At 31.9% G+C, this 24450-nt stretch carries 22 protein-coding genes; 20 read left to right on the forward strand and 2 right to left on the reverse strand.

From position 1 onward, the window contains the following. Nucleotides 1-29: 29 nt before the first annotated feature. From pckA to VIM70_RS02460, 3 genes are all read left to right on the forward strand, one after another. The gene (pckA, locus tag VIM70_RS02450) at nucleotides 30-1562 is read left to right on the forward strand and encodes a phosphoenolpyruvate carboxykinase (ATP) (RefSeq protein WP_331943791.1); all 1533 of its coding nucleotides are present in this window, start codon (nucleotides 30-32) and stop codon (nucleotides 1560-1562) included. 157 nt (nucleotides 1563-1719) lie between these two features. Further along, nucleotides 1720-2982 carry a 3-isopropylmalate dehydratase large subunit gene (locus tag VIM70_RS02455; protein ID WP_331943793.1) on the forward strand — a complete coding sequence of 421 codons (1263 nt, stop codon included), beginning with the start codon at nucleotides 1720-1722 and terminating at the stop codon, nucleotides 2980-2982. A 1-nt stretch (nucleotide 2983) separates the two neighbouring features. Then, a complete protein-coding gene (locus tag VIM70_RS02460; RefSeq protein WP_331943795.1) occupies nucleotides 2984-3493 on the forward strand; it encodes a 3-isopropylmalate dehydratase small subunit in 510 nt (169 codons plus the stop codon). 88 nt (nucleotides 3494-3581) lie between these two features. Here VIM70_RS02460 and msrB read toward each other — a convergent pair whose 3' ends face one another. Then, complete coding sequence (gene msrB / locus VIM70_RS02465) at nucleotides 3582-4037, reverse strand: peptide-methionine (R)-S-oxide reductase MsrB (protein WP_331943797.1); 456 nt, start codon at nucleotides 4035-4037, stop codon at nucleotides 3582-3584. A gap of 294 nt (nucleotides 4038-4331) precedes the next feature. Here msrB and VIM70_RS02470 point away from each other — a divergent pair, with 294 nt between their 5' ends. From VIM70_RS02470 to VIM70_RS02520, 11 genes are all read left to right on the forward strand, one after another. Beyond that, nucleotides 4332-5903 (forward strand): ABC transporter substrate-binding protein, encoded by a 1572-nt coding sequence (locus VIM70_RS02470; RefSeq protein WP_331943799.1) that lies wholly within the window; start codon nucleotides 4332-4334, stop codon nucleotides 5901-5903. 80 nt (nucleotides 5904-5983) lie between these two features. After that, nucleotides 5984-6937, forward strand: coding sequence for an ABC transporter permease (locus VIM70_RS02475; protein WP_331943801.1), 954 nt, complete (start codon nucleotides 5984-5986; stop codon nucleotides 6935-6937). A gap of 4 nt (nucleotides 6938-6941) precedes the next feature. Further along, complete coding sequence (locus tag VIM70_RS02480; protein WP_331943803.1) at nucleotides 6942-7793, forward strand: ABC transporter permease; 852 nt, start codon at nucleotides 6942-6944, stop codon at nucleotides 7791-7793. Nucleotides 7794-7797: 4 nt separating this feature from the next. Next, on the forward strand, nucleotides 7798-8781 hold the full coding sequence (locus VIM70_RS02485; protein ID WP_331943805.1) for an ABC transporter ATP-binding protein: 984 nt from the start codon (nucleotides 7798-7800) through the stop codon (nucleotides 8779-8781). A gap of 22 nt (nucleotides 8782-8803) precedes the next feature. Next, a complete protein-coding gene (locus VIM70_RS02490; protein WP_331943807.1) occupies nucleotides 8804-9784 on the forward strand; it encodes an ABC transporter ATP-binding protein in 981 nt (326 codons plus the stop codon). A gap of 188 nt (nucleotides 9785-9972) precedes the next feature. Beyond that, nucleotides 9973-10341, forward strand: coding sequence for a response regulator (locus tag VIM70_RS02495; RefSeq protein WP_331943809.1), 369 nt, complete (start codon nucleotides 9973-9975; stop codon nucleotides 10339-10341). Nucleotides 10342-10357: 16 nt separating this feature from the next. Next, nucleotides 10358-11230, forward strand: coding sequence for a chemotaxis protein CheX (locus VIM70_RS02500; RefSeq protein ID WP_331943811.1), 873 nt, complete (start codon nucleotides 10358-10360; stop codon nucleotides 11228-11230). Between the two features lie 428 nt (nucleotides 11231-11658). Next, nucleotides 11659-12207 (forward strand): hypothetical protein, encoded by a 549-nt coding sequence (locus VIM70_RS02505; RefSeq protein ID WP_331943813.1) that lies wholly within the window; start codon nucleotides 11659-11661, stop codon nucleotides 12205-12207. A gap of 102 nt (nucleotides 12208-12309) precedes the next feature. Continuing rightward, nucleotides 12310-13896, forward strand: a complete 1587-nt coding sequence (locus VIM70_RS02510) for a hypothetical protein (protein ID WP_331943815.1) — start codon at nucleotides 12310-12312, stop codon at nucleotides 13894-13896. Between the two features lie 32 nt (nucleotides 13897-13928). Continuing rightward, nucleotides 13929-14903, forward strand: coding sequence for a D-2-hydroxyacid dehydrogenase (locus VIM70_RS02515; RefSeq protein WP_331943817.1), 975 nt, complete (start codon nucleotides 13929-13931; stop codon nucleotides 14901-14903). Nucleotides 14904-15012: 109 nt separating this feature from the next. Beyond that, nucleotides 15013-16440: an alpha-amylase gene (locus tag VIM70_RS02520; protein WP_331943819.1), complete on the forward strand. Its 1428-nt coding sequence runs from the start codon at nucleotides 15013-15015 to the stop codon at nucleotides 16438-16440. Between the two features lie 119 nt (nucleotides 16441-16559). Here the strand turns inward: VIM70_RS02520 and gdhA are convergent, their stop codons facing one another. Continuing rightward, nucleotides 16560-17897: an NADP-specific glutamate dehydrogenase gene (gene gdhA / locus VIM70_RS02525; protein ID WP_331943821.1), complete on the reverse strand. Its 1338-nt coding sequence runs from the start codon at nucleotides 17895-17897 to the stop codon at nucleotides 16560-16562. Nucleotides 17898-18411: 514 nt separating this feature from the next. On the opposite strand from gdhA, the gene VIM70_RS02530 reads away from it, so the two are divergent. The 6 genes from VIM70_RS02530 to VIM70_RS02555 all read left to right on the forward strand — a co-directional run bounded on the left by VIM70_RS02530 (nucleotide 18412) and on the right by VIM70_RS02555 (nucleotide 24420). Further along, entirely contained in the window at nucleotides 18412-19647 is a 1236-nt protein-coding gene (locus VIM70_RS02530) for an ammonium transporter (RefSeq protein ID WP_331943823.1), read from the forward strand. A gap of 22 nt (nucleotides 19648-19669) precedes the next feature. Then, nucleotides 19670-20032: a P-II family nitrogen regulator gene (locus VIM70_RS02535; protein ID WP_331943825.1), complete on the forward strand. Its 363-nt coding sequence runs from the start codon at nucleotides 19670-19672 to the stop codon at nucleotides 20030-20032. Between the two features lie 228 nt (nucleotides 20033-20260). Next, complete coding sequence (locus VIM70_RS02540; protein ID WP_331943827.1) at nucleotides 20261-21496, forward strand: ammonium transporter; 1236 nt, start codon at nucleotides 20261-20263, stop codon at nucleotides 21494-21496. 41 nt (nucleotides 21497-21537) lie between these two features. Continuing rightward, nucleotides 21538-21900 (forward strand): P-II family nitrogen regulator, encoded by a 363-nt coding sequence (locus VIM70_RS02545; protein WP_331943829.1) that lies wholly within the window; start codon nucleotides 21538-21540, stop codon nucleotides 21898-21900. Between the two features lie 154 nt (nucleotides 21901-22054). Next, a complete protein-coding gene (locus VIM70_RS02550; protein ID WP_331943831.1) occupies nucleotides 22055-22951 on the forward strand; it encodes a fumarylacetoacetate hydrolase family protein in 897 nt (298 codons plus the stop codon). A gap of 299 nt (nucleotides 22952-23250) precedes the next feature. Further along, the gene (locus tag VIM70_RS02555) at nucleotides 23251-24420 is read left to right on the forward strand and encodes an amidohydrolase (RefSeq protein WP_331943833.1); all 1170 of its coding nucleotides are present in this window, start codon (nucleotides 23251-23253) and stop codon (nucleotides 24418-24420) included. Nucleotides 24421-24450: the final 30 nt, after the last annotated feature.

A 24450-nucleotide genomic window follows, 5' to 3' on the forward strand; every position in this document is an offset into this window, starting at 1 on the left:
CTGAAATTTATTAATAGGGGGGAAATAATATGGACTTGGATTTAAATTATTTAAATATAACAGGCTATAATAATTTATATAGAAATATTAGTGTAGCACAATTGACGGAGTTTATAATTAAAAGGGGAGAGGGAAAGTTAACAAGTAAGGGTAGTGTAGTTATAAATACTGGGAAATATACAGGTAGAGCTGCAAAAGATAGGTTCATTGTGAAAGATGATGTTACAAGAGATAAAGTAAATTGGGGCGACGTAAACTTACCAGTAGATGAGCAAGTATTTGATAATCTTTACAATGATGTAACAGAGTACTTAAAGAGAAAAGACTTATTTTTATTTGATGGTTTTGTAGGATCATTAAAAAAATGTGCACTTTCTATAAGGGTTATATGTGAATGTGCTCACCAAGCTATGTTTTCTAATCAGATGTTTAGAAGAGCAAGTGATGTTGAACTTAGTAGTTTTATGCCAGGGTTTCATGTAATATCAGCACCAGGATTTAAAGCTAAAGGGTTGAATGATGGTATTAACTCAGAGTGTTTTATAATTATAAATTTTACTAAGAAAATAATTATTATAGGCGGTACGTTGTATTCAGGTGAAATAAAAAAAGCTGTATTTTCAGTAATGAATTTCTTGCTTCCTCAAAGAGGAATAATGCCAATGCATTGCTCAGCTAACATGGGAAAAGACGGAAAGACTGCTATTTTTTTCGGCTTATCTGGTACAGGAAAAACTACACTTTCAACAGATCCTGATCGGAAACTTATAGGGGATGATGAGCATGGATGGTATGGTGAGCATGTATTTAATTTCGAAGGTGGTTGTTACGCTAAAGCAATACGTCTTGATAAAAATAAAGAAAAAGAGATATATAATGCTATAAAATTTGGTACAATACTCGAGAATGTAGTACTAAATGAAAATAGACATCCGGATTATAATAACAATGTTTATACAGAAAATACTAGAGCTGCATATCCTATTAATTATGTGGAAAATATTGAGGAAACGGGAATTGGAAGCAATCCTAGTATTATCATTTTTTTAACAGCAGATGCTTTTGGAGTTATGCCTCCGATATCTAAGTTAGATCATAAAGAAGCAATTTATCATTTTATGTCCGGCTATACTAGTAAGTTATCTGGAACAGAGATAGGGGTAACTACTCCGGAAGCTACATTTTCAGCTTGCTTTGGAGAACCATTTATGCCATTAAACCCATTGGTTTATGCAAAACTATTAGGTGAGAAAATAGAAAAGTACGATATAGATGTGTATCTTATAAACACAGGCTGGATAGGTGGCGGTTATGGAAAAGGAGAGAGAATAAAACTAGCTTATACAAGAGAAATGGTTGACGCAGCTATTTCAGGAGAACTTAAAAATGTAGAATTTTATCAGGAACATATATTTGGATTTCACATCCCCAAGGAATGCCCCGGTGTTCCAACAAATATACTAAATCCCAGAAATACATGGGATAGCGGAGAAGAATATGATAAAGAAGCTTTAAAGTTAAAAGAGAAAATTAAATTGAATTTTCAAAAGTATAATAAATAAAATAATGTTACATATTGTATTACAAGTGATACAATATGTAACTTTTTTATTTATTGTTAAGATAAAGAACAAGTAGATTATACAGATAGGAAGTTGGCAAGGTTATTGCTCTAGAACATATAACAATAATATATTTAGACTTTAAGGAGGAATAAAAATGCATGCAATTGAAAAAATTCTAGCTAAAGCCGCAGGAAAAGATAAGGTGGAAACAGGTGAAATTATTGTTTGTAAAATAGATTTTGCTGAAATTAATGATCTTTATCTTCAAACTGTATATTCTTTTTATGAGATGGGAGGTAAAAAAGTTTGGGATAATGAAAAAATAACTTTTGTATTTGATCATTATTCTCCAGCACCTACTATAAATTCTGCTCAAAGTCATAAGGAAATGAGGGCTTTTGCGAAAGAGCAAAATTTAAAATACCATTTTGATATTAATAAAGGAGTTTGTCATCAGGTTATGCCCGAAGCAGGCGTAATTTGGCCAGGAATGATTCTCGTAGCAACAGATTCACATACAACTACTCATGGAGCTTTTGGAGCTTTTGGAACGGGCCTTGGAGCTACTGATATGGCTACAGTTTTAATTTCGGGGGAACTTTGGTTTAGGGTTCCTGAAATAATAAAGATAGAAATTAATGGACAACTTCAAAAGGGTGTTTATCCAAAGGATGTTATCCTTCATATAATAGGTAAACTAAAAGCCGATATAGCAGTGTACAAAGCAATTGAATTCTCAGGAACGTATGTTGAAAGTTTAGGAGTTGCAGGGAGAATGACAATTTGCAATATGGCTGTTGAGATGGGAGCTAAAACTGCTTATATGAAGCCAAATGATAAGGTTTTAGAATATGTACACTCAAGAACTGATAAAGAATTTGTAATTCAGGAAACAGATGTTGATTTTGAATACTCAGCGACTTATGTTTTTGATATAAGTGAATTGTCTCCACAAATTGCTGCACCACATAGTGTTGATAATGTTTTTCCTATAGAAGATGTAAAGGGAATAAAAGTAGATCAAGCCTTTATAGGATCTTGTACTGGAGGAAGACTGGAAGATTTGAAAGAGGCATATAAGATTCTTGATGGCAGAAGTGTGCATCCCGATACAAGATTGGTTGTTATACCTGCATCCACCGAGGTATATCAGAATGCAATGAAACTAGGATATGTACAATCTTTAGTTAGTGCAGGTGCCACATTTTCATCGCCTGGTTGTGGACCATGTTTAGGAGCCCACGAGGGATTAATTGCCAGTGGAGAAGTATGTATTACTGCAACAAATCGTAATTTCCCAGGACGTATGGGGAGTACAGGAGGACAAATATATCTTGGCTCACCAGCTAGCGTAGCAGCGGCTGCTTTAAAGGGTGAAATTACTGATCCGAGAGAAGTAATTAAGGAGGTAGAATAAAATGCGTAAAGAAATAACAGCAAAAGCTTTTGTTTATGGCAAAAATATTGATACTGATCAAATATATCCTGGTAGATTTGTAGAACTTGTAAAGATAGAAGATATTGCAAAACATTGTTTAGAAGGAGCAGATCCAACCTTTGTTAAGCGTGTGTCTTTTGGAGATGTTGTAGTAGCGGGAACAAACTTTGGATGTGGATCAAGCCGTGAACATGCAGCAATAACATTAATAAGTGCTGGTGTAAGTGTGGTACTCGCCGAATCATTTGCTAGAATTTTCTATAGGAATTCTATAAATTTGGCACTCCCACTTATGGTGTGTCCAGGAATAAGTAATAAGGTAAAAGATGAAGACATACTTGAAATTAATCTTGAACAAGGAACAGTTAAAAACAAAACTACTGGCGAAATTATGCAAGGTCAAAAAATATCCGAATATGCTATGAATATTCTAGAAAGCGGAGGAATTAAGCCTCTATTTAAAAAGAAAGTTCAAGAAATGAATAAATAAAAAATAATCTTATGGCGTAAAAATTGCTCTTAATACTAATTAAGTTAGTGTTAAGAGCAATTTTGTTTTAAAGAAATATATATGATAGTTATTTTTCAAATAACTTTAAATACTCCCCATACCCTTCATCGCAAAGCTTATCAATTGGTATAAATCTTAATGCAGCACTATTTATGCAATACCTTAATCCACCCTGAGCAAGAGGGCCATCGTTAAATACGTGCCCCAAATGACTGTCACCATATTTACTTCTTACTTCCGTTCTTGTCATTCCAAGGGTTACATCACTATTTTCTTTCACATGATTCTCATCAACTGGCTTTGTAAAACTAGGCCACCCACATCCTGAATCAAATTTATCAAGGGATGTAAATAAAGGTTCTTCACTATTTATATCTACATAAATTCCTTCTGCTTTATTATTCCAAAATTCATTATCAAAAGATCTTTCTGTTTTATTTTCCTGAGTTACTTCATACTGAGTGGGTGTTAGTATCTTTTTTAACTCTTGTTTGCTTTTTTTAGTATAAATCTTTTTATCCATAATAAAACCTCCTTAAAATATTTATTATATACTAGATATATTATAAACAATAGGGGGATAAGTGTCTTAGATTAAGGTCAACTAAATGAGACAAATCAAAAAAACTATGATTATAAAAAAAATAAATAAGGGTTATGTCATTATTTATTACATTTTTAGAAAAAAATACACTACTTAAAAAGAAATAAGTGTATAATGTTTAATTGACAAAACAAACATAGGTGCTATAATTAATTTGTAATCAATAGTAAATCAATATGAATTAAAGGAATTAATATTTTAGGGGGATTGAAAATGAAATTTAAAAAAATATCAAAGGTTCTAATAGGGATGATGGCTGCTACCTTTTTATTAAGTGGTTGTGGAACATCTAAAAGCACTACTCCAAGTGGAACTGCAGCTAAATCGGATACATTTATATACGGCATTGATGGAGATCCAGGCAATTCTGTAAATGTAATAACAACAAGTGATCGTTACGGATTAATGGAAATAAAGGCTTTATATTCACCATTATATATGTACAATGCAACTAAGATCCAGTATTTTCTAGCAGATAGTATGACCCTTTCAGCAGATAAATTAACTTATACTGCAAAACTCAAAAAAAATATTAAATGGAGTGATGGAGTTAAATTTACTGCAGATGACGTAGTTTTCACTTATAATGAAATGTTAAAAGAAAAGAATGCAGGTTGGGCATATGGCCAATTAATATTTAACGGTAAACCATTAAAGGTTGAAAAAGTTGATGATAATACGGTTAAATTTATACTTCCAGAAGTTAGTGCACCTGGAATTGAACTTTTAGGTAATATATTTATAATGCCTAAACATATATATGAAGGCGAAACTAACTTTGAAAATAGTGCAAAAAATGCGAAACCAGTAGGTACTGGGCCATATAAGTTAGAAGAATATAAAGCTGGACAATATGTAAAATTAGTTAAAAATGATACTTATTTTTTAGGAATACCTAAAATAAATAATGTCATATATAGAGTAATACCTGATGCGAATACTGGTAAACTTGCTTTGCAAAAAGGAGAAATTAACGCATTATCAGTTCAATCAAGTGATTTAAAGGATTTGGTAAAAGATGATAAGCTAACTCCGTACAAATATGATGAAGGTAGAATAGCTTACATGGTAATTAACTCTAATTCAACGAAACTTAAGGACGCTAATGTACGACAAGCTATATTTTATGCATTAAAAAGGACAGATTTGATTAATGCTGCTTTTGGATCAGTTGAATATGCAAAACCAGCTTACTCATTCCTTCCAAATGAAGGAAAGTTTCATTCAAACGATGTAGAAAAATATGATTTTAATATTACTAAGGCTAAGGAACTTATGGCGAAATCTGGAGTATCCGGACTTAAACTTAAACTTGGATATGTAGGAAATAATGCACCATACTCAAAGGACGCTGCTATAATTCAACAAAGCCTTAAAGCAATAGGTATAGATGTTGAACTTTTAGGAGGAGAAGATGCAGCTATAAGTCAACAGATGAAAAATGAAAAAAGTACTTATGATATGTTCCTAGGTGGATATATTATGGGAATAGATCCGGATACATTTAGTTCACTATTTACATCTGGCAGTAAATATAATTATAGTCATTTTAACGATAAGAAAATTGATGATTTATTTAATGCCGGAAGGGTTGCAACAACTGAAGCCAAAAGAAAAGAAATATATACAGAAATTCAGAAAAAGCTTCAAGCAAATGCATATTTTTATCCAATTCTTGAAAATAAGAGAATTGTAGTTATGAGTTCTAAATTAGCTGGAATAGAAGATGCAACACTAGTACCAGTATATACATTTGAAGACATGTCAAAACTTTATTTTAAATAGTAATAATTATTTTGAATACATATGGAATAAGATATTTTATTCCATATGTATAATTTTTAGATTAAGGAAGTGAACATAGAGTGTCAAAATATATACTTAAAAGAACGCTTCAAGCTATTCCGTTACTTTTAATAATTTCTATAATATGCTTTGCACTTATCAAGCTAGCACCATATAACGCTGTTGATGCAATGACGACGCCGAGGATGCCGATAGCAACTGTTAACCTTATAAAGGCTAAGTATGGATTCGATAAACCTGCATATGTACAATATTTGTTATGGATTAAAGGTATATTAAGTGGTCAGTTTGGATATTCGATAGTAACACATGAAAGTATTTCAAATGATTTAGCTGCAAGGATACCAGCGACTATTGTATTGGTGTTACCATCATATATAATTGCACTTATAATTTCTATAATACTTGGATTAATAGCCGGAGCAAATAAGAATAAATTAATGGATAAGATAATAGATGGCTTTTGCTCTATAGCAATAGCTATACCTAGTTTTTGGTTTGCAATGATTATGATATTTGTATTTGGTTATAAATTTGCCATATTACCCATACTGGGAATGAATACTATTGGGGTAGAAGGATCATTTGCAGATTCTATGCTTCATTTTATAATGCCAAGTTTTGTTTTGGTTATTGCATTCTTACCAGAGCTTGTAAGATACGTAAGATCCTCAACAATAAGCCAAATATCAGAGGAATATGTAATGGTACAAAATGCATTTGGAGCAAGTAAAAAAGAAATATTATTTAAGCACGTGTGTAAAAATGTACTTCTTCCGATAATTACAAAAGTCGGCATGGCATTACCAATGCTTGTAACTGGGGGTGTAATAACTGAGACAGTATTTGGATGGCCGGGAGTTGGACCTTACTTTATAAAAGCTGTTCAGGGATTAGATTATCCTATTGTTATGGCAGTTTTAATATTATCATCGTCTTTAGTTATAATTGGTAATTTATTGTCTGATATATTATATTGTTTGATAGATCCTAGAATAAAGGAAATGGAGTAAATATATGAAAAATCGAAGATTAAAGAATGTTAAAGATGAGTTAAAAGGTAATAAAAGTGCTTTATTTTCAATTGCCTTCCTGATTTTTATAATACTCATTTCAATATTTGCATTTTTAATACCTATAAATCCAGATGCCATAGATACATCTAGTATTCTGCAAGCTCCTAGTTTGGCTCATTTATTCGGTACTGATGAATTAGGTAGAGATTATTTAGTTAGAACTATATATGGTGGGCGTGTGTCTCTTGTAGTTGGAGTTCTTGCTATGGTAATATCTACAAGTATTGGAGTGGGAGTTGGAACTATAAGTGGGTATTTTGGAGGGAAGATAGATAATATTCTGATGAGGTTTGTCGATATAATATCATCTATTCCTTGGCTAATACTTGTAACTATAATTAGTATATTTTTAAAACCAGGACTTCAAGCTATAATTATAGTAATAGGATTATTTTCTTGGATGGAAATTTCAAGGCTAGTTCGAGCGGAAACCCTTTCTATAAAGGAAAGAGAATATGTACTTTATGCGATTTCTATTGGTGAGAGTTCAGGAAGTATAATATTTACGCATATTATTCCAAGCGTATTTCCTACCATAATAATAGCTTCAACAACAAGTATTGCTAATGCTATAATGACAGAGTCCTCATTAAGTTTTTTAGGACTTGGAATTCAGCAACCAATGTCATCCTGGGGGAATTTACTTCAGAATGCTCAAACAAACTTACAAAGTGCGCCATATATGGCTATTTTACCAGGGTTATTAATAGTATTTACAATATTTTCATTTAATAAAATAGGTAATGTTTTAAGAGTATTTGTTGAACCTAAGATTGCAGGAGGTGGAAGGTAATATTATGAGAGAAGAAACACTTCTTAAGGTTAAAGATCTTAAAACTACTTTTTACAGCAAGAATAAAAAAATAGAAGCTGTGAGAGGGGTAAGTTTTGAAATTAAAACTGGAGATATTCTTGGCATTGTTGGAGAATCCGGCAGTGGGAAAAGTGTGCTTATGAAATCAGTAATGAATATACTTCCAGAAAGTGCAAAGATAGATTCAGGCGAAATTTATTTTTATGGTAAAGATCTTCTTAAATTATCTCCTAAAGAGATGAGAAAGATTAAAGGCAAAGAAATAGCAATGATATTTCAAGATCCAATGTCAGCATTAAATCCACTAAGAAAAGTAGGAGAGCATATTGTAGAGGTCTTAGTTAGACATAAGGGAATAAATAAGACGCAAGCACAAAAATTAGCAATAGATGTTCTACGCGAAGTAGGTATACCTCTGCCAGAAAAAAGAATGAATCAATATCCACATGAATTTAGTGGTGGAATGAGGCAGAGAGTATTAATTGCAATGGCACTTGCATGCAGTCCTAAACTATTGATTGCGGATGAGCCTACAACGGCCCTTGATGTTACGATTCAAGCACAGATATTAGAACTTTTAAAATCTCTTAAAGAAGTTAATAACATGTCAATTATTCTAATAACTCACGACCTTGGGGTTGTGGCTAGTATATGTAATAGAATAGAAGTTATGTATGGTGGTTTAATAATGGAAGAAGGGCTTACCGAAGAGATATTTTATGAGCCTAATCACCCATATACAAAAGCCTTGCTGAACGCAATACCAAAAGTTCAAGGGGATGAAAAAATAAGACTTGAACCAATAAAGGGCTCAGCCCCATCTCTTTTAAATCCGCCTATGGGATGTCCATTCGCAGAGCGATGTGAGTTTGCATTTACCAAGTGTTTTAATGAAATGCCAGTATATAAAAAAATCAGTGAAACTCATAAAGCCATGTGCTTTTTAGAAAATATTACACAACCCTAGATTATTGGAGGGGAGGAAAACATTGAATAATTCAGAAGATATAATAATTGAAGTAAAAAATTTGAAAAAATATTTCCCTGTAAAAAATAAATTTATGGGTGGAGAAAAAAAATTTGTAAAGGCTGTGGATGGTGTTTCATTTGATATAAAAAGAGGGGAAACATTTGGACTTGTTGGAGAATCTGGATGTGGTAAATCAACTCTCGGAAGAACAATAACGAAACTTTATGATGCTACAGAGGGAGATATATTTTTTGAGGGAACCAATATTGCAAAATTCAATAGAAAACAAATGAAAGAATATCATAGAAACATGCAAATTATCTTTCAAGATCCATATTCATCATTGAATCCATATATGAATGTTGAAGAACTAATAAATGAGCCTTTGTCATTACATACAACCCTTTCAAAAAAAGCTAAGTTAGAAAAAATACAACACTTACTTGAAATGGTTGGACTGAAAAAGGATGATATGGAGAAGTTTTCACATGAATTTAGTGGTGGTCAATGTCAAAGAATTGGAATTGCAAGAGCAATATCAACAGAACCTGATTTTATATTATGTGATGAACCAATTTCAGCTTTAGATGTATCAATACAAGCTCAAGTTGTAAATATGTTAGAAGACTTACAAGAAAAAATGGGATTAACCTACCTTTTTGTAGCTCATGATTTATCTATGGTAAGACATATTTCAGATAGAATTGGAGTTATGTATTTAGGGAACATTGTAGAAATATCTAAATCAAACGATTTGTATAAAAATCCACTTCATCCATATACAAAGGCTCTTTTATCATCTATACCTATAGCTGACCCTATAAGGGCTAAAGCTTCTGTAAGGCAGATTATAAAAGGAGATATACCAAGTCCTATGGATATTCCTTCAGGTTGTAGATTTCATACAAGATGTCCCTATGTTAAACCAATATGTAGGGAAATCCCACCACAAAATAAGGAAGTAGAGAGTGGACACTTCGTGTCATGTCATTTATATTAAATAATTACAAAAGATTTCAATCTTACTTAAAGCCACATCCTATAAATATAGGAATGTGGCTTTAAATTTATTATAAAAAATAACAATTTAGTAATATAGAAGGTAAAAAAGGGTTTTTTAGAAATACGCCGAAAGTATACATATGAATAATAATTTTACATTTTTTAATTACAGGAGGGGGAATTTAAGTGATAGAAAATTTTCTTAAAATATTAGTGTGCGATGATTCTATGCTAATAAGAAAAAAACTAAAAGAAGTATTGAAAAGTTGTGGGTGTAATAATATTTTAGAAGCTGCCAATGGCCAAGAAGCAATAGATATATACAAAGAAAACAAGCCAGATTTAGTATTTATGGATATTATAATGCCTTTGAAAAATGGGATAGAAGCGGTTTATGAAATAATAGGGTTTGATAAAGATGCAAAAGTAGTGATGGCTTCTTCAGCCGGTACAAAAGAACATGTGAAACAGGCAATAAAAGCAGGAGCATTTGAATTTGTACAAAAACCTTGGGAAAAGGAACAAATCAATAAAATTATTCTTAATCTAAAATAGGCAAGGAGGTAAAACTATGTTTAGTCAATATTTTGGTCAATATTTATTAACTGAAAAATATTTAACAGGTGAGCAATTAAAGATAGCATTAGAATATCAACAATCTGTTAGATTAAAACTAGGAGTTTTAGCTATAAATGCGGGATATATGAATTCTCAGCAGGCAAATCAGGTACATCAAATGCAATCAAAAGTTGATAAACGATTTGGCGAGCTTGCTGTGGAGGCAGGATATATAAAGGAGGAGCAAATAGAAGAATTGCTTTCTTCACAAAAATTTGGCCATCTTTTATTGGCACAAGCTTTAATTGATAAAAACTATATGTCATTAGAGAAATTTGAAAGAGCAATTTACGAGTACAAGAAAAAATATAATATTTCAGAGAGTCAATTTAGTTTGTTGCAGGGTGACGATGTAGATGAAATTATAAATATTTATGTAAATTTAGAAGATGAGAAATATGGAATAGAAATAAAGCAATACATAGCTTTGTTTATGAGAAATATAATTCGTTTTATTGATTCAGAGGTTTATGCAAATAAAATAATGAAAGTAAAAGAATTTAAAACGAAATGTGTTGTAAGTCAAAGAATAAAAAACTCAATTAATTTTATGACGTATATAAATGCAGAACAAGATGTGTTTTTAAAAATTGCTTCTAGATACGCGGAGGAAGAGTTATCAATAGTAGATGAAATGGCTAAAGACTCAGTAGGCGAATTTCTGAATTTAAATAATGGTTTGTATCTTGTAGGTATGTCTAATAAAGGAGTAGAATTAGACATGGAGCCACAATCAGTGTGTTTTGAAAAGGAAATAGCTTCTACATATGTGTTTCCAATAGAATTACCTTTTGGTAAAATGGAGCTTATAATATCTACTATGTAATATATCTAATTTAATTGGCAGGGTGTAATTTCCTGTCAGTGATTTATCTTTATAGCATTGTTATTATCAGATTTAAATTGTGATTTTATGAGAAAAATGGTATAATGACTTTATTAGTAAAGCCACTTAAGTGTAATTGTATTTTAAATAAAAAATATTTTAAATAAATGAATGAGGTGTTTTCTATGTTAGTTTATATTAAAAAAAATTCTACAGCTGAAAAACACCTAAAAACATCTAATATAGGTCAAGATCAATTTATTAGTGTGAAAATTAATATGCCATTAATCTATAATTCAATTAAAAACACCCAGAAAGCGATATGTGCTTTCTAGGTGTTTTATTTTTATGATTTTAAATTTACAATTATTAAAGGGACTGCTTAATATGCTAGGAAAAATAAATATGGTTTGAAGGAGAAATTAAATATGAATAAAAGTGAAATTATAATTAAGGGATTACCTACAAAAACAAATAGACTAGAAAATGGAGATGTTATGTTACTTTTTAGAATAGAAACTTACGATGAAATGCAATCAGTTTATAGAGTAATTGTTAAAAAGGATTATTGGAGAGATGCAGTAATAGGTATGAAGGATGTAAATTATTTTGTAATTAAAGGAGAACTTAAGGCATGTGTAAATAGCAAAGGTACCCCGTTTATTTCAGTAGAAGCAACTTCTGTTAAAATATTTCATTTGTTAAAAGATGAGAATGGACAAATAGATTTAAATTATGAAATGCCAACTGGTACTGATGAGATAATGGATATCGCAAAACTAGTAAATGAAAATGAAGAAATGTCTATAAAACGTTCAAAGAATAAAGCACTAAATTACATGAAAAATAATAACAAATTTAACAAACCTATTCTTGTAAAAAGAGGTAGCCTTGTAATTGTGTCAGGGCATGATCAATATGCTGCAGCACAAGAACTTGGAATAAATAATGTGCCAATTGCATATGAGGATAATTAGAAATGTGAATATGTTTGAATAAAGCATACGAACAGGCTATAATATATTAAATATAACATATTATTTATTTTATATATTTATACGAATGTTTGGAGGGAACAAATGATATGCAACAACTGTAAGAATGAATCTGATGATATTGATGGGTTAAAATTTTGCCCATATTGTGGAGCTAAAACAGAAGAGAGTATTGAGTTTGATATTATGCAGGCTCCTGATAAAATTAAAAATGAAGGAATAGAAAACTTAATTGAAGCCGTAGCAAAGGATAAAAAACATCAAAACACTTTAGAAATGCCGATTATAACAAAAAAAGATATAAGAAAGTATAAAAAAGAGAAGATAAATTCTTTTTTTAAGAAAATATTCAAAAGGAAAAAAATAATAGTACCTATAATAGCTTTATTAGTTGTTATTTCAGCGATAGTGTTTGCAAAAACATTTTTAATTGTAAAACCTGTTGATGAGGTAAGAATAAAAGAAGATTTGATTGGTAAGGTTGTAACTTTTCCCAAAGGGACAAGCATAAAAATCGATAAGAATAATATGAAAAGCTTTAGTATAAATAGTAGGAACACAGACAAGAGTACAGATGAGATAAAAGTATCATTAATTTTGAACAATGGTGTTGTTGAGGCAAATACAAATTTGACATTAGCATATACTTCTGAAGGTAATAATAAGTGGAAGTTTGAAAAATTTGTGCTTGCTAGGCTTACTTCATTGAAACCTGTAGTAGGAATGGATGAGGCGAAGTTCTTAGCCAGGCTCAAGAAATTAAAAATTACTATTGCAGATACACCAATAACATTAGGTGGTCAAGATGTGAAAAATCTTGGGTTGACACTTAGAACACCTGATTTTGAAAATGGAAAAGAAGAAATCTTGGTTGCCACATCTATAGATAGCGGTCTTCTCTCAACTACTGGAAAGATAAAGTGCGAGCTTATTTTTAAAAATGAGGTTTGGAGTATCGGAAGCATTGAAGAAAATAGCACTGGAGAAAATGGAATTAATGAATTTAAATTAGCACTTTCACCAACCTTTTCTGATGATAAGGTTATTGAAACAATAAGAAGTGGTGGTCTTGAGGAGAATGTAACTTATCCAAACTTTTTTGAAGGGAAGGGTTTTGCTGTAAAGGATAAATTTACTAATGGTATTCAGATATTTAGCAAAAAATATGATTCACAAAAAGGAACATTAAGTATCACTGCGAAAAGGGAAAATACAGCTGGGGAAATAAAGTCGGTATTATCAACTAATTATAATTTCTCAATATCACTGAGCAAGGTATCATTATTATATGGATCAAAAACTACCGTTGATAGTGGGACTATTAACAAGATTCCACAGGACGTAATAATATCCACTATAACAAATAATGAAATTGAAGGAAGTAATTTGTTTTTTTGGTGGTCTAATAACCATAAAATAACCGCTGAAGAAGCGAAGACATTTAAAATTAAAGAAATATTGTCCAAGAAGGGCTCTGAAAATATAAAATATGTATATGGAAGTATTACATATATGGATAAGAAAAAGAAAGAAAATAAAAACGTTTCTTTTGTAGCATTATATTTCCTTGTTTATGACGAAGCTAAGGGATATAATTGGAAATTAGATAAATTGGTTGGTGAAGACTCACCTAATTACGCATCATATAGCAAGGAAGTTATTAATCAATAGAAATAATTTTAATCTTTAAAGGGGATGGCAATATGAAAATAGTTGTTTTAGACGGTTATACTCTAAATCCAGGCGATCTAACTTGGGATGGACTAAAAAATATTGGGGATGTAACAATATATGACCGTACCGATTATAATCTAGATGATACTCATATTATTATAGAAAGGGCTAAAGATGCAGAAATAGTTTTTACAAATAAAACTCCCTTATCAAGACAATCTTTAGCTAAGATGCCAAAATTAAAGTATATTGGAGTGCTTGCAACAGGATACAATGTAGTAGATGTGGAAGCAGCAAAGGAAAAAGGGATTAAAGTATCTAATATTCCTTCTTATGGAACAGATGCTGTTAGCCAAATGGCAATAGCACTAATGCTTGAAATGTGCCAGCATGTTGGGGCTCATAGTGAATCCGTTAAAAGCGGAGAATGGTCAAATAATATAGATTTCTGTTATTGGAATTACCCATTAATTGAGCTTTCAGGAAAAACTATGGGCATTATTGGATATGGAAAGATTGGAAAAGCGACTGGTAAAATAGCACAGGCTCTTGGAATGAAGATACTAGCATCTGGTTCTTCTAAGAATAAAAATTTAGAAAGTGAAACAATGAAGTATGTAGATTTAGATACTCTACTTACTAATTCCGATGTTATAACCCTACATTGCCCACTATTTGAGAGTACTAAGGGTATCATAAATAAGGAAACAATCAAAAAGATGAAAAATGGGGTTATGATAATAAATAATTCAAGAGGCCCCTTGATTGTGGAAGAAGATTTAGCTGAGGCATTAAACAACGGGAAAGTATCAGGAGCAGCATTAGATGTTGTATCTTTCGAACCGATAAAGTTAGATAACCCATTGCTAAAAGCTAAAAACTGCATTATAACACCACATATTTCCTGGGCACCAATTGAGTCAAGAAAACGACTTATGGATATTGCAGTTGTTAATCTTGAAAAATTTTTAGCAGGAACTCCAGTAAATATTGTGAACGAATAAATTTAAAATTGAATCCAGCCATCAATTTTTAGCCATTAACATATTGTAGCGATAAGTTGGTGGCTATTAATATTATAATAAATGTGATTAATAATAGGAGATGAGTTAGGTGAATAGAACTATAATGCAATTTTTCGAATGGAATCTTCCAAATGACGGAGGACACTGGAATTTTTTAAAGGAGAAAAGCAAAGCTTTACGCGATGCTGGTATAAATACTCTTTGGCTTCCACCGGCCTACAAAGGTGCAGGTGGTAGTAACGATACAGGGTATGGTGTTTATGATTTATATGATATTGGTGAATTTGATCAAAAGGGAAGCGTACGATCTAAATATGGCACAAAAGATGAATACATAGATGCAATAGCTGAGGCGCATAAAAATAATATTGAGATATTAGCAGATATAGTACTTAATCATAAAGGTGGAGCAGACGAAACTGAGTGGGTAAAAGCAGTTAAAGTGGATCCTGAAGATAGAAACAACAAAATATCTGAAGAATATGATATAAAGGCATGGACTAAGTTCAATTTTCCAGTAAGAAATAATAAGTATTCTGATTTTAAGTGGAACTGGAGTCATTTTGATGGGGTAGATTGGGATGAAAATAAAAAAGAAAGTGCTATATTCCAATTTACTGGACTTGGTAAGGGTTGGGATGCTGAAGTAGATGAGGAAAATGGAAATTATGATTATCTTATGCTTACAGATATAGATGTAAGTTCACCTGTGGTATATGAAGAACTCTTAAAATGGGGATTATGGTACATTGAGATAACAAAACTTGATGGATTTAGATTAGATGCAGTAAAACATATAGAAGTTGAATTTTTCACTAAGTGGATTAATGACATAAGAAATGTTACAAAAAAAGGGCTTTTTACTGTAGGAGAATATTGGCATACTGATATGAATGTTTTAAAAAAATATGTTGAGGATACTTCACATATTTTTAATTTATTTGATGTGCCACTTCACTATAACTTTTTAACAGCCGTAAATGAAAAAGAAAATTATGATTTAAGAGGTTTGATGTCAAATACATTAATAAGTTGTTATCCGGAAAACTCAGTGACATTTGTGGACAACCATGATACCCAACCTGGCCAGTCGCTTGAATCATGGGTAGATAATTCATTTAAACTACAAGCATATACTTTTATTTTGACAAGACAAGAAGGTATACCTTGTGTTTTCTTTGGAGATTATTATGGAATGCCAAGTAATGATATAACTCCATTAAAAGATGCACTAGATAAATTATTAAAAGCTAGACAAAATTTTGCTTATGGGTGGCAACATGATTATTTCGATGATGCCCATATTGTGGGATGGACAAGAGAAAAGGGACTAGCTGCCTTGATTTGTAATACAAAAGATGGCGGTTCTAAGAAAATGTTTGTTGGAGAAGAACTTTCAGGTAAGAGTTTTATTGATATAACTGGTAATGTTTCTGGAGAAATTAAAATAGCTGGGGATGGTAATGGTGATTTTACTGTAAATGGGAATTCATACTCAGTTTGGTGTGTTATCTAAAAATATGACTTTTAAAGATGGGCTGTAATTTAATTTGTAAAATTAAAAAAATGACACAGTTGGAAAATGCAACTGTGTATTTTTAATTATAGTATTGCTATTAAATTTTAGTATGAATATTAATATGCTATTCCTTGAGAATACATAGCATTTGCTACCTTAATAAATCCAGCGATATTAGCGCCAGCAATTAAATTACCTTCAAATCCATATTCATTTGCAGCATTGCTTGCATTTTTATAAATGTCTGACATTATAGATCTTAATTTAGAATCAACTTCTTCAAATGACCATGAGTATCTCATGCTATTTTGTGACATTTCAAGAGCCGAAGTAGCAACACCACCTGCATTTACTGCTTTAGCAGGTCCAAAAAGTATGTTGCTTTTTAAGAATACCTCAATTGCTTCTGGAGTTGATGGCATATTTGCGCCTTCCCCAACTGCGATACATCCATTTGATACAAGAATTTTTGCTGATGCTACATCTATTTCATTTTGAGTAGCACAAGGAAGTGCAATATCACACTTTATTGTCCAAATTCCAGAGCATCCTTCATGATATTCTGAATCTGTATGGTATTTAACATATTCACTTATTCTTTCTCTATTAACTTCTTTAATATTTTTAACCGTATTTAGATTAATCCCAGAAGCATCATATATATATCCATTAGAATCACTTAATGCAACCACATTTGCTCCTAATTGGATAGCTTTTTCAGCTCCATATATTGCAACATTACCTGAACCAGAAATTACAACAGTTTTATTTTTAAAAGAATCTCCACAAGCTTTAAGCATTTCTTTAACAAAATAACACATACCATATCCTGTAGCTTCTCTTCGCGCAAGGCTTCCACCATAAGGGAGACCTTTGCCTGTTAATACACCTGTAAACTCGTTTTTAAGCCTTTTATATTGGCCATACATGTAACCAATCTCACGGGCACCAACACCCATGTCACCAGCGGGTATATCAGTATCAGCTCCGATATGCTTTGAAAGTTCAGTCATAAAACTCTGACAAAATCTCATTACTTCCATATCAGATTTTCCTTTAGGATCGAAATCACTTCCGCCCTTGGCGCCACCTATTGGAAGTCCAGTTAGAGAGTTTTTAAAGATTTGTTCAAAACCAAGAAATTTAATAATACTTAAATTAACTGACGGATGAAGCCTAAGACCACCCTTATAAGGTCCTATAGCACTATTAAATTGGACACGGAAGCCTCTGTTCACTTTTACAACTCCATTGTCATCTATCCATGATACCCTAAAAATAATTTGTCTTTCTGGTTCTACAATTCTATCAAATATTCCAGCCTTTATCCACTCAGGATGTTTTTTTGCCACCGGTTCTAAATATGCTAGTATTTCTTTTACAGCCTGATGGAATTCTGGTTCGTTTGGATTTTTTTTAATTACTTGCTCCGTTAAACCTAATAATAAATCCATTTATGTCGCTCCTTTCAATTCAAATATAAAACTGAATTTAACTTTTAATAGTAATATTTTTAGCTCGACTCAATTTTATCTTAATAAAGTATGTTATAAGTATATTTTATCATTATCATTAGCTATTTTCAACTTGAATTCGTTTACATATAGTAAAAGGTGAGGTTTGAAAATTAACTGGAGTTATATAATGAGAAACTTATAAAAGAGATCAACTTAATTATTTTGGTTTATCTCTCTTTTATATAAAATAATGACATGAAATTTATAATTGCATGCAATATACTGTTTTTCTAAAAATAAATAAAATTTTACAAATGAAAATGGTTACACACCGTAAACACTGCATTTTAAATAGATATAACTGAAGTTGATACTAAAAAGAGGCAATTTAAAAGCTTGACATTTGTTCAAAAAGTTAGTAAAATGATTTTTAACGGTAAGAGAAAATTCATAGTGGCCATATAAGAATTTTTAATATCCAAGGAATAATATTTAATTAGGGGGAATTATTATGAACGCAATAAATACTGCTGATACATCATTTATCATTTTTGCAACAGCATTAGTAATGTTAATGACGCCAGGATTAGCCTTATTTTATGGTGGAATGGTGAGAAGAAAAAATGTACTAAGTACTACAGTGCACAGTTATGCAGCAATGGTGATTGTTTCACTTCAATGGGTACTAATAGGTTATACTTTATGTTTCGGAAAAGATTTTGCTGGAATTATAGGAAATTTTCAATTCTTTGGCTTGCACGGTGTTGGGTTTCTACCAAACCCTGATTATGCAGCTACAATTCCACAATCAGTATTTATGTTATTTCAGCTTATGTTTGCGATAATTACTCCGGCTTTAATTTCAGGAGCAATAGCTGAGCGAATGAAGTTTCTTGCATTTGCGGTTTTCATTTTAGTATGGACAACATTAGTTTATGACCCAATTGCACACTGGGTATGGGGTGCGGGTGGATGGCTTAGAAATTTAGGAGCTTTAGATTTTGCAGGTGGAAATGTTGTTCATATAAGTTCAGGTATTTCTGCACTTGTTGTAGCACTTGTAATAGGGAAAAGAAAAAAATTAAAATCAATTACTCCACATAATCTTCCTATGACACTTCTTGGAGCTGGAATTTTGTGGTTTGGATGGTTTGGATTTAATGCAGGAAGCGCATTAGCAGTAAATGGTGTAGCACTTAATGCATTTATTACAACTAACACTTCTGCTGCTGCTGCAGCCTTAACTTGGTGTTTATGTGAGCTAATTATTAGAAAGAAAGTTACGTCACTCGGTCTTGCAAGTGGTATAGTTGTAGGACTTGTAGCAATAACACCGGGCGCAGGTTTTGTAAGCCCTTTATCTTCCATGTTAATTGGTGGAGTTGGCGGTGTAATATGTTTCTTCAGTGTAACGGTAGTTAAATTGAAATTCGGATATGATGACGCATTAGATGCATTTGGTTGTCATGGAATTGGAGGAATTTGGGGAGGAATAGCTACTGGAATTTTTGCTTCAAAAGCTATAAATTCTGCGGGTGCAAATGGGTTAATACATGGTAATATTAAGTTGTTAGGAATTCAATTAATAGCTATTGTAGCAACTATTGCATACTCAGCAATAATGACCTTTATTATATTAAAGGTGCTAGGCAAATTTATGAGTTTAAGAGTAACAGCAGATGAAGAAAGTGATGGATTAGATGTTTCTCAACATGGTGAAGAAGCTTACGGTGGAATAGATATTTAATAAAATAGAGGGGGGTACGAGTATGGAAGAAAAATTTTCAAAGATAGATATTATTACATCTTCAAGTAAATTCGATGAATTAAAGGAAGCATTAAACGCAATTGGTATTAGTGGCATGACAGTATCTAACGTTTTAGGATGTGGAATTCAAAAGGGACATAAAGAATTTTATCGAGGACTCGCTTTAGATATTAATCTTCTACCTAAAATAAAAATAGAAATAGTTGTTTGCGATGTACCTGTAGATTTGGTTGTAGAAACAGCAAAAAAGGTATTGCACACAGGAAAAATGGGTGATGGGAAAATATTCATTTATGACGTGAAAAATATTATCAGAATTAGCAATGGAGCAGAGGGACGAGATTCTCTTCGTTATGATAAATAATTTTAGAATTTAATAGTAACAGACTAACTTAATTTTATTAAGTTAGTCTGTTTTTTAATGCTATAGGTAAAACTAATGTTAGTTCTAAGACTAAGTTAATAGAACAAAAAAACTTGACTTTTGTCGTAATATTAAGTAAAATGACGTTTATTGGTAAGTTTAAATTCATTGTAACTGCAATGTAAATTTCTCTCATCTAATAATAATATTTATTTAGGAGGAATTTTTATGAACGCAGTGAATGCTGCAGATACATCATTTATAATTTTTGCAACAACATTAGTAATGTTAATGACACCAGGATTAGCATTATTTTATGGAGGAATGGTAAGAAGAAAAAATGTACTTAGCATTACAGTACACAGTTATGCGGCAATGGCAATTGTATCAATTCAATGGGTATTAATTGGGTATACATTATGTTTCGGAAAAGATTTTGCCGGGTTTATTGGTAATTTTCAATTTTTTGGATTACGAGGAGTGGGATTTCTTCCAAACGCTAATTATGCAGCTACGATTCCACAATCAGTATTTATGTTATTTCAACTTATGTTTGCAATAATTACTCCTGCCATAATTTCAGGAGCAATTGCTGAGAGAATGAAATTTTTTGCGTTTTCGGTATTCATTTTACTATGGTCAATAATAGTTTACGACCCAATTGCACACTGGGTATGGGGTGCTGGCGGGTGGCTTAGAAATTTAGGAGTATTAGATTTTGCAGGTGGATATGTTGTGGAAATAAGTTCAGGTATATCAGCACTCGTTGCAGCCCTAGTAATAGGGAAGAGAAAAAAACTAAAAACAATTACTCCTCATAATATTCCTATGACAATGATAGGCGCCGGAATTTTGTGGTTTGGATGGTTTGGATTTAATGCTGGGAGCGCACTAGCAATAAACGGTGTAGCGTTAAATGCATTTATTACAACTAATACGGCTGCTGCTGCTGGAATTATAGCTTGGAGTACATGCGAGGTAGTTGTTAGAAAAAAAGTTACGTCCCTGGGAATTGCAAGCGGTATGGTTGCAGGACTTGTAGCAATAACTCCAGGTGCAGGGTTTGTAAGCCCTATGACATCAATATTAATAGGCGGAATTGCTGGAGCGTTATGTTTCTTTAGCGTAACGGTAGTTAAACAAAGACTCGGATACGATGATTCATTAGATGCTTTTGGGTGTCATGGAATTGGAGGAATTTGGGGGTCAATAGCTACTGGTATTTTTGCTTCAAAGGCTATAAATTCTGCTGGTACAAATGGATTAATATATGGTAATATTAAATTAGTAGAAATTCAACTGATAGCAATTGTATCAACTATTGCATATTCAGCAATAATGACCTTTATTATATTAAAAGTGATAAGTAAATTTATGAGTTTAAGAGTAACAAGTGAAGAAGAAATGGACGGATTAGATGTTTCTTTACATGGGGAAGAGGCTTATGGTGGGATAGATATTTAACTCACTAAAGTATTTATTTTAAAATAAAAGGGGGTAAGTGCATGGACCAAAAGTTTTCAAAGATAGAGATTATTACTTCTTCAAGTAAATTTGATGAATTGAAGGAAGCTCTAAATGCAATTGGTATTAGTGGCATGACTGTATCTAACGTTTTAGGATGTGGAATGCAAAAGGGTCATAAAGAATTTTATCGAGGACTCGCTTTAGATATTAATCTTCTTCCTAAAATAAAAGTAGAAGTAGTGGTTTGTGATGTTCCTGTGGACTTGGTTGTAGAAATCGCAAAAAAAGTGCTTCATACAGGTAAAATGGGTGATGGAAAAATATTTGTTTATGATGTAAAAAATATTATCAGAATAAGCAATGGTGCTGAAGGTCGAGATGCACTTCGTTATGATAAATGATTATATATAAAATTTAATAGTAATAGACCAACTTAATTTAATTAAGTTGGTCTATTTTTTATAAAAATAAAAGGACTTTTTTGTTAATTATTGTTATACTTCTATTAATACTTAGTTGGCAATTATATAAGATATGAGAAGGGGCGTTTAAACGATGAAATTAGTTACATATATTAATGAAAGTGAAGAAAAAGTAGGAATTATTATTGGAGAAAAAGTTATACCTATTAATGATATATTTAATTCTATAGGTAAAAATAATGTTAGTTCTATGATCCAGCTAATAGAAGAGTTTGATGATAGTACAAGTGATAAGGTTCAAGCTGCCATAAATAGAAATGATTTTGACGGTATACTATTAAATTCAGTTAAATTACTTGCACCAATACCAAATCCAAAAAGAAATATATTTTGCCTTGGTAAAAATTATGTAGAACATGCAAAAGAAATTAAAATGACTAAAATAACAGATACAGGGATTCCAGATTTTCCTATATATTTTACTAAGGTCGCATCTCCAGCAATCGGCAATGGAGATTCTATTAAATTTTCCTATGATGTTACGACTCAAGTAGACTATGAAGTTGAGCTAGCTATAGTAATTGGGAAGGAAGGTAGGAATATTAAACCTGAGAAAGTAGAAGAATATATTTTTGGATATACAATAGTTAACGATGTTTCAGCCAGAGATTTGCAAGGAAAACATACACAGTGGTTTAAAGGAAAAAGTTTAGACACATTTTGTCCTATGGGTCCGTACATTGTACATAAAAATGAAATTAAATTTCCTGTTGAGTTAAATATTCAGTGCAGAATAAATGGAGAATTAAGACAGAACTCAAATACGAAAAGTTTGATTTTCGATATACCATATATTATTAGTGATTTGTCAAAAGGATTAACATTAAAACCCGGTGATATAATTTGTAGCGGAACCCCAAGCGGTGTTGGGATGGGATTTGTTCCTCCTAAAGTTTTAAAAAATGGAGATGTTGTGGAATGCTATATTGAAAATATAGGAAAATTAGTTAATAAAGTCGACGTTATTTAGGATTAAACGTAATATTTAAAGAAAAGGTTATAAGTTTTGAGGCTTATAACCCTTTTTTATTGATGTAAAACTATTGTTGTGGCTACCATATGACTAAATGATTATATTAAGTGGGTTATACATAAACTATATATAAGTTGTGCATAGAGATGATCTACATCCTAAAATTATCTATGAAGAGAGTGCTAAACCATGTATAATATATTTTACAGGTAAAGAAGGATTCAAATCTTATAAAATATCAGAGGTACACCAATAAATTGTAGATGCGCTTAAATAAAGTAAAGGGGTATAATTACATGCAGAATGAGGCAATGTTAAAAATTATTAATAAATTGGAAGAAAAACTAATAGAAGTACGTCATAATTTTCATAAACACCCAGAGTTATCAAATGAGGAATTTAACACAACGAAGACTTTACGTGAACTATTAAACGAGGCTCAAATTCGTATACTTGAGTTACCCTTATCAACAGGATTAGTTGCAGAAGTAACAGGATTTAATAAAGGTCCTATTATTGCAATTCGAGGGGATATTGATGCGTTACCTATTAATGAAGAAACAGATTTAGATTATAAATCTGAAGTTTTTGGTAAAATGCATGCTTGTGGTCATGATTTTCATACAACTGTTATTTTAGGTGCAGCTTATTTATTAAAAGAGCAAGAGTCAACATTATCTGGGACGGTACGTTTTATATTTCAACCAGCTGAAGAAATAGGAAAGGGTGCAACAAATGTTTTAGAAACAGGAGCATTATCTGGTGTTGATGCTATATTTGGATTGCATAGCGCACCAGATTTAGCAGTAGGTAGTTTTGGAACACATGCGGGATCTATGACTGCAGCGGTTGATAGATTTGAGATTAAAATTGTTGGTGTGGGGACACATGCGTCATCACCGGAAAAGGGAATAGATCCAATTATTGTTGCAGCCCATATAATTACGGCTTTACAAACAATTGTAAGTCGTAATGTTAGTGCATTTGATCAAGCACTTATTAGTGTTACTCACTTGGACAGTGGGAATACATGGAACGTAATTCCCACTACAGCTTATCTTGAAGGCACTGTAAGATCAGTTAATGCTGAAACTCGTGAGTTTATTCCTAAAAGAATGAGACAAATAGTTAAAGGAATGGCTGACTCATTTGGTGCAACTGCTGAGTTTAAATGGTACTCCGGACCACCAGCAACAAATAACTCGGGTGAGTGGACGTCTGTAGCATTAGAGGTAGCAAAAGAACAGGGATTTAAAATTGTAGAACTCCCACAAACACTAATTGGTGAAGACTTTGCTTTTTATCAGGAGCAAATACCAGGTGCATTTGTAAATATTGGTACAGGTATGTCATATTCACTTCATCATCCTAAATTTACAGTAGATGATGGCGCACTTCTGCCAGGTGCGAATTATTTTGCACAACTTGCTAAACGTGTTTTAGTTATTTTAACAGAAAAACAATGAGAGTGAAGGGTGGGTATATGAAATAATATG

The organism is Clostridium sp. (assembly GCF_036569345.1).
Lineage (GTDB): Bacteria > Bacillota > Clostridia > Clostridiales > Clostridiaceae > Clostridium_AD.